This is a genomic window from Uniformispora flossi (genome assembly GCF_049534875.1).
Taxonomy (GTDB): Bacteria; Actinomycetota; Actinomycetes; order Streptomycetales; family Streptomycetaceae; genus Yinghuangia; species Yinghuangia aomiensis.
Map to the genome: position 1 here is coordinate 76,212 of NZ_JBMULZ010000020.1, position 14,641 is coordinate 90,852.

The window sequence follows — 14,641 nt, forward strand, 5'->3', positions numbered from 1 at the left end:
GCCCCCGGGGCCTGGGGGGGGGCCGTGCCGCCGCCGCGGGGTTCCGGGGGGCAGGTGCGGCCGCCGGCCCCGGGGGGGGCGGCGCCGGGCACGGGGGGCCCCCCCCCCGCGCCCGCGTTCGGACGTCCGGCAGTGGCCTACTCGGCCGCCCACCCGTCCATCAGCTCCTTGAACCCGTACCGCTGGTGAGGGCCGAAGACGATCTGCTCCAGCACGCCCACGCCGACGCGGCCTTCGCCGCCGATCTCGGTGACGCGGATGACCTGCTGGCAGTGCTGGCGGTCGAACGCCAGCGGGTCGAGTTCGTCGATGACCCAGCTTTCGCCTTCGACCTTGAGTTCGCCCTGCCACACACCGTGCGCCCAGGTGCCGTGCATGTAGCCGAGGCCGGCGAGGTAGCCGCGCGCGCCGATCGGTTCGATGCGGTAGCCGAATTCCTTGCCGGAGGCGTCCGCCAGCCACATTTCGCCGCCGGAGACCCGGCGGGTGCCCGGGTGGAACGTCAGCTCGTGGCGCACCGGGTGGAGTTCCTCGTAGCCGATCGCCTCGGCGCCGTCGGTCGGGACCGCTATCGCGGCGGTGTCCGGAACGGAGCCCAGCGGCTGGGCGGCCATACGGTGGCCGTCCTTCTGGTACATGTCGCCGTCGGCCCGCTCGTAGGAGCCCCACAGGGTGACTTCGTTCTCCCAGTGCAGCGGCGCCCACAGCCACATCAGCGGGTTGAACGGCTTCGGCGCGCCGCCGTTCTCGCGCTCGCCCACCGGGCGGACGCCCCAGGAGCGGTCGCGGGTGGCGAGGGTGCGGGCCGGGTCGACGGCGATCTCGCGGCCGCCGGGCAGCGTGACCGTGCCGGACCAGACGCCGAGCTGGGTCAGCCGCGTCGAGTCCATGATGACGTGGTGGCCGACCCGGGTGGTGACGCGCGGCTCCTCGATGACCGCGGCGCGCGCGGTGAACGTCAGGTCGCAGGTCAGGCCGGTCTCGTTGTCCTCCGCGTAGATGCGGATCACCTTGAGGGGCTCGACGACCTCGATGCCGAGGGGGCCCACGGTCAGGTCGAAACGGTCCTGCGGAGCGCGCCGGGAGCCGTGCAGGCTGTACTGCACGCCGTCCACCGAGATCGTGAAGTGAGCGTCGGCGACGAAGCGGTTCGGGTAGAGGCCGTGCGCGAACGCGAAGTAGAAGGCACCGTCGCGGTCGTAGCCGTTGAACCAGTAGCGGTCGTACGCGTTCTTGTCCGACGTGGCCGGGTGGGCGATCGGTTCGGGCGTCTGGTGGATCGGAAAATCGTCCGCGGGAGTGAGCACGCGGCGGCCCCCTTCTGGGTCGGGCAGCGACTGGTCGGCTGGTGCGGGTCGGCAGGTCGTGCGTGCCGCGGCGCGGGTCCGCGGCGGAGTCGGGGCGCGCCGGCAGGGGTGACACGTGTCACTCTGCGGGCACGGCATGCGGGGCACCCTCCCGGGTGCCCCGCATGCCGCCGGTGCTCAGCGCTCGCGCTTGAGGTACAGCAGGTCGGTCGCCGAGAAGCCCGCGTTGAGCTTCTTGTCCGCGTAGTGCGGGACCAGGACCTGCTCCAGCTCGTCCGGCGTGAACGTGGCCTGCTTGGAGTCGAACTTGGCCTGCAGCGTCGGGCGTTCGACGACGGCGACGAAGCCGCCGTGCACCACGAAGACCTGGCCGGAGATGTTGTCCGCGGCCGGGCTGGCGAGGAACGCGACGAGCGGCGCGACGTGCTCGGGCGACAGCGGGTCCAGCTCGCCGTCCGCCAGGTCTTCCTTGGCGTTGAACACGTTGCTGGTCATGTTGGTGAGCGCGCGCGGGGCGATCGCGTTGGCGCGGATGCCATAGCGGTGGGTGCCGTTCGCGGTGCTCATGGTCAGACCGACGATCGCCGACTTGGCGGCGGCGTAGTTCGGCTGGCCGGGCGAGCCGGCGAGGAACGCCTCGGACGCGGTGTTGATGATGCGCGCGTACACCGGGCCGCCTTCGGCCTTGGACTTGTCGCGCCAGTACTTCGCCGCGTGGTGGCAGGTGTTGAAGGTGCCCTTGGCGTGCACCGCCAGGACCAGGTCCCACTCGGCCTCGGTCATCGAGAACAGCATGCGGTCGCGCAGCACGCCCGCGTTGTTCACGAGGATGTCGATCGAACCGAAGGTGTCGATCGCGAGCTGGACGAGTTCGCCGCCGACCTCGAAGCTCGAGATGTCGCCGCGGTGCGCGACGGCCTCGCCGCCGGCCGCGACGATCTCGTCGACGACCGCCTGGGCCGGGTTCGGGGCGCCCTCGGGGGCGAAGTCGTTGACGACGACCTTCGCTCCCTGCTTGGCGAGCGCGAGCGCCTCGGCGCGGCCGAGGCCGCCGCCGGCGCCGGTGATGACGGCAACCTTGCCTGCGAGGGACGTAGTCATGTGCTGTTCTCCGGTATCGGGGGTTGGTGCGAGGGCGGCCGGGCCGCGCGACTGCCGTGCGCGGCCCGGCACATGACGTCGGGTCAGGCGAGCGTGACGATGGTGCGGATCGACTCGCCGCTCTTCATCAGGTCGAAGGCCTCGTTGATGTTCGCGAGGTCGAGGCGGTGGGTGATCATCGCTTCCAGGTCCAGTCGGCCGGCGCGCCACATGCGGATGATCCGGTTGTACTCGCGGACGATGTCGCCGCCGCCGTAGATGCTGCCGATGATCTGCTTCTGGTCGAAGAACAGCTCGAACATGTTGAACTGGACGTTGTCATCCATGGCGCCCGCGCCGACGATGACGACGTTGCCGCCGCGGCGGGTCAGCTCGTAGGCGCTGCGCGCGGTGAACGACTTGCCGACGACCTCGAAGACGTAGTCGAAGCCCTGGCCGGCGGTCAGGTCGTTCTTGGCGGCCTGCGCCTCGTCCGGGGTGACCGCGTGCGTGGCGCCGAACTTCTTCGCCCACTCGTGCTTGCTCGTCGCCGGGTCGATCGCCACGATCTCCGCGGCGCCCGCGGCGCGCAGCGCCTGGATGACCGCGATGCCGACGCCGCCCGCGCCGACCACCGCGCAGGACGCGCCGGGCTCGATCTTGGCGCTGTTGAACACCGCGCCGACACCGGTGGTCACACCGCAGCCGATGAGCGAGGCGACCTCGTAGGGCACGTCGGACGGCACCTTGATGGCGCACGGCGCGGCGACGACGACCTCTTCGGTGAACGTGCCGGTGCCGGTGAAGCCGAAGGCCGGGGTGCCGCCGAAGGTGAAGTTCTGGGTGCCGGCGTTCATGAAGCCGGACAGGCACAGGTTCGACTGGCCGCCTGTGCAGAAGTTGCAGACGCCGCACGGCGGGGCCCAGCAGATGACGACCTTGTCGCCGACCGCGACCGAGGTCACTCCGTCGCCGACCTCGACGACCTCCCCGGCTCCCTCGTGGCCGGGGACGAACGGCGCGGGCTGCGGCAGGACGCCGGTCATCGCCGACAGGTCGGAATGGCACACGCCGGTCACGTGCAGCTTGACGCGCACCCGGCCCGGCCCCATGCCGACGGCCTCGACGTCGTCGCGGACTTCGAGCTTGTCCTGTCCCGTCTCGTGCAGGATGGCTGCGCGCATGTTTGCTTGCTCCTCGTCCTAGCCGCTACCGGCGCCCTGGTGGGCCCGTTCGGGGGGCGTCACCGCCGCGGCGAAAATATAACGCGTTCCTGTTTTCGACAAGGTCGATGACAAGGTCAAGCTATCTGCTCGCCCGCACGCGCATAAGTGTTCTGAGCCAAAGAACACAAGCCCCCAGGGGAGCCCGACGCCGACATCACAGAAAGCGTCCAGGTGGTCACCTGGCGGAGTTGGGCTGGGCCCACTCCGAGCGATCGGCAACAGCAGCTCGGGGCAAGGGGATCGGATCATGGGCAGCCCCAAGAACCTGGACGCGTCGCAGTCTCCGAGCGCGTTCTACGGCGCCGAGGTGCGCAGACTCCGCGAGCAGGCGAACTTGTCGCAGGACCAACTCGGCGAGATGGTCTTCTGCTCGGGCGCATACCTCGGGCAGATCGAGGCAGCCGCCAGAAAGCCGCAGATGGACATGTCCGTGCGGCTGGACGTCGTCCTCGATACGGGTGGGCTTCTCAGCCGACTGTGCGAACTGGCGAACAAGACGAAGCATGCCGACTACTTCGCCGACGCCGCCGACTTGGAACAGCAAGCCGAGTGCATCTACGAGTTCGCACCGCTGCTCGTGCCGGGACTGCTACAAACCGAGGCGTACGCCGACGCCGTCATGCGGGCGGCGATGCCCACCGCAAGTCCGGCGGAGGTCAAGGAGCGAGTTCAGGTGCGACTGGAGCGGGCGAAACTGCTGTCCGGCGAGTCCCGCCCCCTGTACTGGTGCGTGCTGCACGAGACCGTCCTGCGTATGCCCGTCGGCGGACCGGCGGTAATGGCCGAACAGCTCCGGCATATCGCGGACGCCATCGCCGAACGCAAGGTCTTGGTCCAGCTGCTCCCGTACGCGGCGGGCGCTGCGGGAGTCGTCGGCGAATCGCTCTACCTGATGCGCTTCCCGGACGCGCCACCCGTCGCCTACGTCGAGGGGTTGCATACGGGCCATCTGCTGGACGATCCGGCCCTGGTAGCGGCCTACCAGCGGTCCTACGATTTCGGCAGGGCCGTCGCGCTGTCGCCGGAGGCGTCCCTGAGCCTGATCACTGCGGCGGCTGAGGAGTACGAGAATGAAGCACGTTCCGGGCTGGCGTAAAAGCTCGTACAGCAACGGCACGGGCGGCAACTGCGTCGAGGTCTTCGGCGGCGCGGGCCCTGTCGTCCCCGTCCGAGACTCCAAGGACGTTGCGCGCGGCCACCTGCTCATTCCTGCCGCGTCATGGGCGTCGCTGGCCGCGTCCGTCAAGTAACCCTCACATGACAGCGGGCCCTTCCCGATGACGGGAAGGGCCCGCTGTCATGTGCAGCGCGGGTTTACTTGGTGTACTCCACCACCGTGTCCGACAGCACCACGGCGTCGTCGCGCTCGACCGAGGAGGTCTGGACGTAGAGCTTGCCGTCCTCGTCCCACACGCGGATGCGCATGGTCTCGCCCGGGAAGAAGATGCCGGCGAACTTGGTGCGGTAGCGCGTGACACGGGTCACGTCGCCGCCGAGGACGGTGTCGACGACCGCCTTCAGCGTCAGGCCGTAGGAGCAGAGGCCGTGCAGGATCGGGGTGTCGAAGCCGGCGGCCTTGGCGAAGTCCGGGTCGGCGTGCAGCGGGTTCCAGTCGCCGGAGAGGCGGTAGAGCAGCGCCTGGTCCTCGGTGGTCTTGACCTCGATGGTGTGGTCGGCGTCGCGCTCCGGGACGTCGATCTTGGTGGTCGGGCCGCGGTCGCCGCCGAAGCCGCCCTCGCCGCGTACGAAGATCTCGGCGCGCGAGTCGTACAGCGGGGTGCCGTCCTCCAGCGTGGCCGACGACTCCAGCACGATGACGGCGGCCTTGCCCTTGTCCCACACGTCCGCGACGCGGCTGGTGGCCTGGATGTTCTTGGCCTTGGCCGGCAGCGGGTTGTGGATGATCACTTCCTGGCCGCCGTGCAGCACGGCGCGCAGGTTGATGTCGATGCCCGGCAGGGTCGCCATGCTGCCGCCCACCTTGGTGCCCGCCACGGTGCAGAAGGTCGGCAGGACCTGGAGGTTCTTCTCGTACGTGTAGCGCAGCTCGTCGGCGCCGGTCGCCGGGGTGCCCGCACCCACGCCCAGGTGGTAGAGGATCACATCTTTGTGCGTCCAGCTGATCTCGCCCTTGCGGGGCTCGGCGCCGGTGGCCACTGCGACGTCGATGGGCATGACGTCTCCTCCCTGGTGTACCCCTGGTGTGGGGTGTCGAGTCCGTGATGCGCTCCGGTGGTTGATCCGGCAGCGCTCACAAACTAGAACTTGTTTTCGTTTCCCTGCAATGCACTGCAATGCACATCGAGCACCGACAGCCGAGGGGCCGCCATGTCCACGACCGAACCACTGCCCGCCGCGGAGGCGGCTCCGCCGCACGCCGACGTTCCCGACGTACCTGCGGACGTCCTCGCCGAGCTGCGCAGCACATGGCTGCCCCGGCCCGAGCCGGACAGCGCGGGCCGCGCGGAGCGCCACCGCCTGGCCGAAGCCGCCCGCCGCCTGATCGAGGCGGTCAAGCTGGTCGACCCGGAAGGCGACGCGGACGCTCTCGGCAGCGTAGCTGACGAGGTATCAGATTTGGCAGCCCGGATTGCCGCGCTGCCGAGTGTGGAACAGCGCACACCGTCGTTCGAGGACCTCCAGCTGCACGAGCGCAGTCCGTTCGTGGGCGCCGCGAACCCGCTCGCGCCGCCGATGGAGTTGGAGGCCGACGGGCCGATCGTGCGCGCCCACGCGGTCTTCGGCGCGGCCTACGAGGGCCCGATGGGGCGCGTGCACGGCGGCTACGTGGCCGCCGCGTTCGACGAGGTGATGGGCGTCGCCCAATCCGGCGCCGGGGCGCTGGGCATGACGGCGTACCTGACGGTGCGCATGAAGCGCGGCACGCCGCTCCACGAGCGGATCGACTACGAGGCCGAGGTGGTCCGCGTCGAGGGCCGCAAGGCGTGGGTGGAGGCCCGCTCGTACGCCGACGGCGTGCTGGTGGCCGACGGCGAGGGGCTGTTCATCCGGGCCCGCGCCGTCTGACGCACCGTCCGGACATGCCGGAAGCCCGGCCGCGGAGGATCCGCGGCCGGGCACCCGGCGGAACGCCGGACTACTTGACGCTCACCCGGTCGAACAGGATCAGGCCGTCCTCGAACAGCTGGATCCCCTCGACCTTGCCGCGCTTGCCCTGGATGGCGGCGGCGAAGCCCTTCTCGTACGACCAGAACGGCAGGTCGTTCACGATCGCCTGCTGCACGATCGCGTACTGCGCCTTGCGCTCGTTGTCGTCGGTCGTCGCGCGCGCCTTGTCGAGCGCGGCGTCCACGGCCGGGTTGTTGTACCCGGTGCGGTTCTCGGCGCCCTTCGAGTAGAGCAGGTTGTAGAGCACCGGCTCCGGGTCGTCGAAGAACGCGTTGAACTCGGCGGCCTGGAAGTCCTTGGAGATCATGACCTTGCTGGCGTACGCCGAGCCGTCCAGGAACTCCGTGTTCATCTTGATGTTCTTCATGCCGCGGGTCTGGGCCTGCCAGTACTCCGCCGACGCCTTCGCGGCCGCGCTGCTGTTCGTGGTGTAGGTGAACTCCAGCGGCTTGCCCGCGGCGGCCAGCTCGTCGAGGAGCTTCTGCGCCTCTTCCTTGTTCTGCTTCGGCATCGTCGCCGTCGGGTCGACGAACGGCGAGGTCGGCGCGAAGAAGGTGGTCAGCGTCTGGCCGGCGCCCGCCGGGCCCTGGATGACCTTGTTGCGGTCCCCGCCGTCCATGATCAGGACGTAGGCGCGGCGCGCACGCGGGTCGTCGAACGGCGGACGGTCGGTCTTGAACATGGTCATGAAGCCGCCGTTTTTGTCGTCGTAGGCGACCGTCAGGCCCTTTTCCCGGGCCTCGTTGACCATCTTGAAGTTGATCGTGGTGACCAGGTCGCCCTGGCCGCTGACCAGCGAGTTCAGCCGCTGCGTCTGGTCCATGACCGGCTTCAGCGTGACCGAGTTCAGCAGCGGGCGGTCCTTGTTCCAGTACGCGGTGTTGCGCTCCAGCGTGAGCGCGTTGTCGCGCACCCAGGACTTGACCTTGAACGGCCCGGCGCCGACCGGCTTGGCCGAGAAGCCCTTCGGGTCCGCCTTGATCGCGGTCGGCGAGCCGACGAACGCGAGGTTGTGCGCCACGAGCTGGTCGAAGTGCGGGTTCGGGGCGGGCAGCGTGACCTTGAGGTTCGTCGGGTCGACGACCGCGAACTTGAGGTCCTTCGCGGCCACCGCGGCGACCGAGCGGACGGCCGGGTCCTGGTGCCGCTCCCAGTTGAACTTGAGGGCTTCGGCGTCCAGCGGCGTGCCGTCGGTGAAGGTCACGTTCGGACGCAGCTTGATGTTCCAGACCGAGCCGCCGTCGGAGGCGGTGGCGGACTCGGCCAGCTGCGGCTGGACCTTGCCGGTCTTCGGGTCGATGTAGAACAGGACGTCGAAGACCGCGGCGGCCTGGGTGCCGCCGTTGACCGAGGACACCGTGGAGATGGCCGGGTCGATGCCGCGGGTCTCCTGGGTGATGAGCACGCTCAGGTCACCGCCGGTGCCCGCGCCGCCGGGGGCCGCGCTGCCGTTGCTCGACTTGTCGCTTTTCTTGTCGTCGCCGCCGCATGCCGTGGCCGTGAGAGCCAGCGCCGCGGCACCGGCGACCGCGGCAATCGTGCGGGGGTAACGGAGTCGTTCGTGACGCAAAACTGCTCCTGGCGCTACCGGGGTGGTGGATTCGGTCAAGCTAGCAGCGGAATGGAGACAATCTGACGCATCGTCATATAACGATTTCGCGTCATAAACATTTGCCTTTGCAGGGGTTGACCGTTTACCAACCAGCCGGTGGCCAATCCGTCCGGCGGCCCGTGCCGGGCACCGACAAGAGGTCCAGTCCACCGGTGCCGAATTGGCCCGGGACAAAGCGCCCACGCGGGATTAGGGTCCGGCCGTGTCCGAAACGCGTGGAAGAGCCGTCGGGACCGTCGCGAGTCCGGGAGGCGAAGAGCGCCGCGGCCTGTGGCTGGGCGTCGCCGCATACGTCATGTGGGGCCTGTTCCCGCTCTACTGGCCGCATCTCAAGCCCGCGGGCGCGGTGGAGATCCTCGCCCACCGCATGGTGTGGTCGCTCGTGTTCATGCTGCTGGTGCTGGCCGTGCTGCGCCGCTGGTCGTGGATCCGCGTGCTGCTGCGCGACCCGGCCCGGCTGGCGAAGATCGTCGTGGCCGGCATCGTCATCACGGCCAACTGGGGCCTGTACATCTGGGGCGTCAACAGCCACCAAGTCGTGGAGACCTCGCTCGGCTACTTCATCAACCCGCTCGCGTTCATCGCGATCGGCGTGCTGGTGCTCGGCGAACGGCTGCGCAACGCGCAGTGGGTGGCGGTCGGCCTCGGCGTGGCCGCGGTGGCCGTCCTGACCGTCGCCTACGGCCGCCTGCCGTGGCTGGCACTCGTGCTGGCCACCAGCTTCACCATCTACGGCTACGTCAAGAAGACCGTCGGCCTGGCGCCCACCGAGTCGCTGACCGCCGAGACCGCCGTCATGTTCCTGCCGACCGCGGGCTACCTCGCCTACCTGTCCTGGACCGGCGAAGGCACCCTCGGCACGGTGTCGGTCGAGCACACCCTGCTGCTGCTCGGCACCGGCATCGTGACCGCGATCCCGCTGCTGTGCTTCGGCGCGGCCACGGTGCGCGTCCCGCTGTCCACCATCGGGATGCTCCAGTACCTGGGCCCGATTCTGCAGTTCTCGGTCGGGGTGTGGATCAACCACGAGGCGATGCCCGGGTCGCGATGGGCGGGCTTCGCTCTGATCTGGGGCGCGCTCGTGGTGCTGACGTTCGACGCCGTGCGACAGTCGCACCGGACCCGGCGCACGGTCGCCCGGTCGGCCGCGGTCGCCGGGGCGGCCGCGGTCGCCGGGGCGGCGCTCGCGGACACCGTCGCGGTCAACCCGGTCGCGGTCAATCCGGTCGCGGTAGCGCCGCTCGCCGCCGAGACCGTCGCGGAGGCCCCGGTCCGGCCGGAGCCGGAACCGGAGCCCACCGTCTGACGTCCGGTCAGCCGCGGTCGAGCAGGTCGAGCACGTGCCCGCGCCCGTGCTCGGCGAAGCGTTCCTCGAGCGCGGCCACGTCGGCCGCGGTCAGCGGTCCGTACGCGCCGTCCTTGCCGGGCCGCCACCACACCGGGTCGCCCGCCGGATACCACGCCTGGCGGGAGAGCACGCGGACCAGCACCTTGTTGGTCTGGGTGTGCGGCAGTTCGGTGGCGACCCGCACGTACCGCGGCTGCCACGTCGGCGACAGGTCCGGCTGCGCGGCCTGCCACGCGGCGAACTCGGCCGGGTCGAACGCGGCACCCTCGCGCAGCACGATCGCGGCCATCGCCTGGTCGCCCGCCGCCTCGTCGGGCACGCCGTAGACCGACACCAGCACCACGTCGGGGTGCCGGGCGAGGATGCGCGCGACCGGCGCGGAGCCGAAGTTCTCGCCGCCGACCCGCACCCATTCGCCGCTGCGGCCCGCGAAGAACACCAGCCCGTCGCCGTCCCGGTACGCCAGGTCGCCGCTCCAGTACCAGCCTTCGCGCAGCCGCTCGGCGGTCGCCGCGGCGTTGTTCCAGTAGCCCTCGAACGAGCCCGCGCCGTCCAGGTTGACCAGCTCGCCGACGGCCTCGTCGGCGTTGAGCAGCCGTCCCGCCTCGTCGAACCGCCCGGGCGGGCACTCGCGGCGCGTCTCCGGGTCGAGGATCTTGATGTTGCCGCTCGGCTTGCCGAGCGCACCCGGGGGCATGCCGGGCACCGGCACGAACGACAGGCCGCCTTCGGTGGACCCGAACCCGTCCCGCACGACGCAGCCGAAGCGCTTCGCGAACCGCTCGACGTCCTGCGGGCCGCCCTCGTTGCCGAAGACCCGGGTGAGCGGGTTGTCGGCGTCGTCGGGCTGCTCGGGGGTGGCGAGTATGTAGGACAGCGGCTTGCCGACGTAGTTGGCGTAGGTCACGCCGTACTTCCGCACGTCCGGCAGGAAGCCCGACGCGGAGAACCGCCGCCGCAGCACGAGTTCGGCCCCGGACGCGACCGCCGGCGTCCAGCACGTGATCATCGCGTTCGAGTGGAACAGCGGCATCGCGCAGTACGCGACGTCCTCGCCGGCCAGCTCGTGCATCGCCACCACGCTGCCGCCCTGAGTGGCGATCTTCCCCTGCGAGCAGATGACCGCCTTCGGGTGACCCGTGGTGCCCGAGGTGAGGATGAGCATGAAGGGGTCGTCGGTAGCCGGGACGGTGTCCGGGAGTTCGGCGCCCGCGTACGGCTCCAGCCCTTCCGCCCACGCGGCGTCGTCGACGTTGAACATGCGGTCGGCGGGGAAGTCCGGCACCGCTTCGCGCAGCTGCGCGAGGTGGGCGTCCCCGGTGATGAGCACCGTGCACCCGGTGTGCTGGATGTCGCGGGCCAGCTCGGCGCCCTGCCGGGTCGGGTTCAGGCCCACCACGACCGCGCCGGACACCGCCGCGGACGCCAGCAGGAAGGAGAACTCCGGAACGTTCTCGAGCAGGATGCCTATGTGGAACGGCTGCCCGTCGGCGCGGAACTTCTCCAGGAACGCCGCGCGCTCCGCGGACAGCTTCACGTGCTCGTCCCACGTCCACACCGTGTCGCCGGCCCGGACGCCCGGGGACGTGTCCCCGACGCGGCGCCGCACCAGGTCGTTCATCGTGACGGACCACCGGCCGGCCATGCGCAACTCCCTCGAACCAGAACCCTCGTGCAACTCCGCGGAACCCTCGTGCCGGGACGCAACGTAGCTTGAAGGGGGGCAACGCGGAAGATCGAAGGGTGCACGCGGGCGGTTCGGGGGCGGCATGAAATCCGCCCGAAAGCGGCATGAATGCATCAGGCACCACCGCACGGAAGCACCAGGGAATACCCGCGGAAACCCATGGATGACCTCGGGAGGTCGCCGTGCCCCGGCTCTCCGTACCCCTCGCCCGCACCCTTGCCCGCCGCGTCCTGCGGCCCGTCCTCAGACCCGGCGTCCCGGTCCCCGCACAGCGCGCGTGGGTGGCCGCGATGGGCGGCCCGCTGCCGCCCGGCACCCGCACCGCGCGCTGCGCGCCGGGCGGTGTCCCGGCACTGCGGATCACGGTCGGCCCGGAGGCGCCGGCCCGCGTGATGCTCTACCTGCACGGCGGCGGCTACGTCGTCGGCTCGTCGCGCTCGCACCGCGCCTTCGCCGCCCACCTCGCCGCCGCCACCCGCTCCGTCGTCTACGCCCTGGACTACCGCCGCGCCCCCGAACACCCCCACCCCGCCGCGCTCGACGACACCGCCAACGCCTGGCACGAGCTGGCCGACCGGACGCCGGCCGACACCCCGATGATCCTCACCGGCGACTCCGCGGGCGGCGGACTCGCCCTGACCACGGCACTCGGCCTGCGCGGCGGCAAGACCCGCGCCCCGGACGCCCTGGTGCTCGTCTCCCCATGGCTGGATCCGCTGCGGCCCTGGCCGTTCGAACCGCGCTACCACCGCGACCCGGTGCTGCGCACCGGATGGCTGGCCCGCTGCGCGGCCGCCTACGCGCCCGGCGGCGACCGCGACGCCCTCTCCCCCGCCCGCGGCGCCGACCTGTCCGGTCTGCCGCCGACGATCGTGCAGAACGGCACCGACGACATCCTCGCCCCGGAGGGCGCGGCGTTCGCGGAACGGGCGCGCGAGTTCCGCGTCGCCGTCGAGCACACCGAATACCCGGATCTGTGGCACGTGTTCCAGGTGATGGCCGGGATGCTCCCCGCCGCCGACGAAGCCCTGCACGATCTCGGCAAGAGCCTCGACGCGGTGCTGCCCCGGTAGGTTCAGGCGCCGTCCGGTGCGGTCAGCGCCATCACCGTGTCGTCGGCCACGACGCAGACCCGGCCGGATTCAGCGGCCGGGTCGACCATCGTGAAGGTGCCGTACAGCGCCGGACGGTGCCAGCGTTCGCGGCCGTCGGCGCGGTCCAGGGCGACGAGCGCCGGGTCGCCGTGGCAGCGCACGTAGACCAGGTCGTCGTCGACGGTGACCGCGAGCGAGCGGTCGAGCTGGCCACCCACCGGGTCGACGATGCGGCGCGGCGGCTCGCTCACCCAACGCACCGCGCGGCCGACCAGGTCGATGGCGTACACCGTGCCGGTCTCGTTGCGCAGATAGGCCTCGTCGCCGGACGGGGCGACCGTGATGCCGGCGGTGCCGTGCCACGGCAGCGTCCACTTCCCGCCGTCGAGCACGGCCCGGAACCGGTCGTGGCGGCCGTCGCCGCCGACCACGTAGAGCACGCCGTCGTCGTCCAGGAACGCCGCCTCGCCCGGGGCCGCTTCGCGGACCCGGAGGCCGTCGGCGGCGGAGTGCACGACGTACTGCGCCAAGTCCGCGGTGTCCGGCCGGAATCGGCCGCAGGCGACGTGGTTGCGGCCGACCGCGACGACGATCGAGTCGCCGGTCGCGTCCTCCCACGCCACCGTGCCGGTCACCGGATCGAGCGCGCGCACGGGTTCGCGCCGGTCGCCGCTCAGGTACACCGCGCCCGCGCCGTCGCGGGTGAACGTGGTGCGGCGCGGTTCCCGGCGGTTCCACAGGAGTTCGCCGGTCTCGGCGGCCAGCCCGAACAGTTCGCTGTGCCCGCCCACCGCGACGAGCACGCCCGCGGTCGGCCGGTAGACGCTGTGCATGCGGAAGGCGCGTTCGGCGCGGGCCAGGCGGCCGGTGCTGCGCGCCCACAGGCCGCGTACCGCGGCGACATCGGTGCGCCAGATCTCGCGCCCGGTCGCGGCGTCCACCAGGGCCACGCGCGTGCCCTGCGTACAGCACACCCGGCCTTCGAACGGTGCCGCGGGCAGGTGCCACCCGGGCTTCGACCAGCGCACGTCGCCGGTGCGCAGGTCCATCGCGGTGAGTTCCTCGCCGCCCGCGAAGACCAGGCCGTCGGACACGTACAGGCCTTGTACGCCCGGGATGTCGTGGCGCCACAGGGTCCGCGCGCGGGCCAACGGACGCGGCGCGGCAGCCGGGACGACGGGTGCTTCCGGCGGGTCGCTCCTCACCGCCCTCGTCGCCTTCACCGTCTTCACCCCCTTCACCCCCTTCACCGCCTTCACCGCGACGGCAGGGGTGGCGGTCTGCTGCGCGGGGATCCGCGGCGCACCGGACGGCACGGATGGGCGCTCCGCGAGCGCGGCGGCGCGCAGCGGGTCCCACACCGCGGGGCGGTGGGCGGCGACGGCGTGGGCGAGTTCGCGCGGGAGTAGGCCGCGGATGGTGGTGTGCTGGGGCCGGAGTTCGCGGGCGACCCGGGCGGCCGAGGGGCGGTCCGCGGGATCGGGGGCGAGCAGGGCCCGGATCGTCCGGGCGGCGGATTCCGGCAGCGCGTCGGCGTCGTCGCGCCCGGTGGGCAGCCGTCCGCGGGCGCACAGGACGAGCAGGGCGCCGAGCGCGTGCAGGTCGGCCGCGATCGTCCCGTCGGCGCCTTCCGGTGCCGCATATAAGCCGCGTGCGACGGGTGTGCCCGCCCCGAGCAGCCCGATGAGTCCGCCGTCGACGAGCCGGACGGTGCGCGAGGTGACCAGCACGTTGTTGGCGGTCACCCCGCCGTGCGCGATGCCCGCGGCGTGCATCGCGGCAAGCCGGGTGGCGGTCTGCGCGCCGATCTGGGTGACCAGGGCGGCATCCAACGGGGCGCCGAGCGCGATGAGTTCGGTCAGGGTGGCGCCGGGGATGTAGTGCCGGACGTACCACGGCCACGGTTCGGTGTCCCACTGCACGATGCGGCCGCCGCGCAGGTTGCGGACCCGGGAGAGTTCGGCCATCACGCCGCCGAACCGGGCCGCGATGTCCGGGTCGGCGCGCAGCAGTTGCGGGTGGAGCACCTTCGCGGCGAGCATCCGGTCGGCGGAGGCGCGCGCCGCATAGACCCGCCCGAACCCGCCGGAACCGAGCACGCCGACCACCGTGTGGTCGCCCAACCGCCGCGGATCCCCCGGCTCCAGGTCTCGCATGC

General features: G+C 71.3%; 12 protein-coding genes. 5 read left to right on the forward strand and 7 right to left on the reverse strand.

Annotation, left to right across the window (positions count from 1 at the left end; genetic code table 11):
* Positions 1-137: 137 nt before the first annotated feature.
* The 3 genes from ACPA54_RS32280 to ACPA54_RS32290 form a co-directional block, all read right to left on the reverse strand.
* Positions 138-1,307, reverse strand: coding sequence for an Rv3169 family protein (locus tag ACPA54_RS32280; protein WP_345673404.1), 1,170 nt, complete (start codon positions 1,305-1,307; stop codon positions 138-140).
* A gap of 177 nt (positions 1,308-1,484) precedes the next feature.
* Positions 1,485-2,408 (reverse strand): 3-oxoacyl-ACP reductase, encoded by a 924-nt coding sequence (locus ACPA54_RS32285; RefSeq protein WP_423535103.1) that lies wholly within the window; start codon positions 2,406-2,408, stop codon positions 1,485-1,487.
* Between the two features lie 83 nt (positions 2,409-2,491).
* Positions 2,492-3,571 (reverse strand): Zn-dependent alcohol dehydrogenase, encoded by a 1,080-nt coding sequence (locus tag ACPA54_RS32290; protein ID WP_423535104.1) that lies wholly within the window; start codon positions 3,569-3,571, stop codon positions 2,492-2,494.
* Between the two features lie 289 nt (positions 3,572-3,860).
* Here ACPA54_RS32290 and ACPA54_RS32295 point away from each other — a divergent pair, with 289 nt between their 5' ends.
* Entirely contained in the window at positions 3,861-4,709 is an 849-nt protein-coding gene (locus tag ACPA54_RS32295) for a helix-turn-helix domain-containing protein (RefSeq protein WP_423535106.1), read from the forward strand.
* Positions 4,684-4,863 carry a DUF397 domain-containing protein gene (locus ACPA54_RS32300; protein WP_423535108.1) on the forward strand — a complete coding sequence of 60 codons (180 nt, stop codon included), beginning with the start codon at positions 4,684-4,686 and terminating at the stop codon, positions 4,861-4,863. Before ACPA54_RS32295 ends, ACPA54_RS32300 begins: the two co-directional genes overlap by 26 nt.
* Before the next feature lie 64 nt (positions 4,864-4,927).
* On the opposite strand, the gene ACPA54_RS32305 is transcribed toward ACPA54_RS32300, so the two are convergent.
* Positions 4,928-5,788, reverse strand: coding sequence for a MaoC/PaaZ C-terminal domain-containing protein (locus tag ACPA54_RS32305; protein WP_423535109.1), 861 nt, complete (start codon positions 5,786-5,788; stop codon positions 4,928-4,930).
* Positions 5,789-5,941: 153 nt separating this feature from the next.
* On the opposite strand from ACPA54_RS32305, the gene ACPA54_RS32310 reads away from it, so the two are divergent.
* A complete protein-coding gene (locus tag ACPA54_RS32310; RefSeq protein WP_423535111.1) occupies positions 5,942-6,640 on the forward strand; it encodes a PaaI family thioesterase in 699 nt (232 codons plus the stop codon).
* A gap of 70 nt (positions 6,641-6,710) precedes the next feature.
* On the opposite strand, the gene ACPA54_RS32315 is transcribed toward ACPA54_RS32310, so the two are convergent.
* On the reverse strand, positions 6,711-8,312 hold the full coding sequence (locus ACPA54_RS32315; protein ID WP_423535113.1) for an ABC transporter substrate-binding protein: 1,602 nt from the start codon (positions 8,310-8,312) through the stop codon (positions 6,711-6,713).
* A 337-nt stretch (positions 8,313-8,649) separates the two neighbouring features.
* Between ACPA54_RS32315 and rarD the strand changes: the two genes are divergently transcribed.
* On the forward strand, positions 8,650-9,660 hold the full coding sequence (gene rarD, locus ACPA54_RS32320; protein WP_423535245.1) for an EamA family transporter RarD: 1,011 nt from the start codon (positions 8,650-8,652) through the stop codon (positions 9,658-9,660).
* A 7-nt stretch (positions 9,661-9,667) separates the two neighbouring features.
* Here the strand turns inward: rarD and ACPA54_RS32325 are convergent, their stop codons facing one another.
* Positions 9,668-11,347, reverse strand: a complete 1,680-nt coding sequence (locus tag ACPA54_RS32325) for a long-chain-fatty-acid--CoA ligase (RefSeq protein WP_423535115.1) — start codon at positions 11,345-11,347, stop codon at positions 9,668-9,670.
* 224 nt (positions 11,348-11,571) lie between these two features.
* On the opposite strand from ACPA54_RS32325, the gene ACPA54_RS32330 reads away from it, so the two are divergent.
* Complete coding sequence (locus tag ACPA54_RS32330) at positions 11,572-12,462, forward strand: alpha/beta hydrolase (protein WP_423535117.1); 891 nt, start codon at positions 11,572-11,574, stop codon at positions 12,460-12,462.
* A 2-nt stretch (positions 12,463-12,464) separates the two neighbouring features.
* Here ACPA54_RS32330 and ACPA54_RS32335 read toward each other — a convergent pair whose 3' ends face one another.
* On the reverse strand, positions 12,465-14,639 hold the full coding sequence (locus tag ACPA54_RS32335; RefSeq protein WP_423535118.1) for an outer membrane protein assembly factor BamB family protein: 2,175 nt from the start codon (positions 14,637-14,639) through the stop codon (positions 12,465-12,467).
* Between the last annotated feature and the right edge of the window lie 2 nt (positions 14,640-14,641).

Coding starts and splice junctions, on each gene's coding strand:
- ACPA54_RS32285 (WP_423535103.1), bottom strand. CDS start 2,408: ATGACTACGTCCCTCGCAGGCAAGGTTGCCGTCATCACCGGCGCCGGC.
- ACPA54_RS32290 (WP_423535104.1), bottom strand. CDS start 3,571: ATGCGCGCAGCCATCCTGCACGAGACGGGACAGGACAAGCTCGAAGTC.
- ACPA54_RS32295 (WP_423535106.1), top strand. CDS start 3,861: ATGGGCAGCCCCAAGAACCTGGACGCGTCGCAGTCTCCGAGCGCGTTC.
- ACPA54_RS32300 (WP_423535108.1), top strand. CDS start 4,684: ATGAAGCACGTTCCGGGCTGGCGTAAAAGCTCGTACAGCAACGGCACG.
- ACPA54_RS32305 (WP_423535109.1), bottom strand. CDS start 5,788: ATGCCCATCGACGTCGCAGTGGCCACCGGCGCCGAGCCCCGCAAGGGC.
- ACPA54_RS32310 (WP_423535111.1), top strand. CDS start 5,942: ATGTCCACGACCGAACCACTGCCCGCCGCGGAGGCGGCTCCGCCGCAC.
- rarD (WP_423535245.1), top strand. CDS start 8,650: ATGTGGGGCCTGTTCCCGCTCTACTGGCCGCATCTCAAGCCCGCGGGC.
- ACPA54_RS32325 (WP_423535115.1), bottom strand. CDS start 11,347: ATGGCCGGCCGGTGGTCCGTCACGATGAACGACCTGGTGCGGCGCCGC.
- ACPA54_RS32335 (WP_423535118.1), bottom strand. CDS start 14,639: ATGCGAGACCTGGAGCCGGGGGATCCGCGGCGGTTGGGCGACCACACG.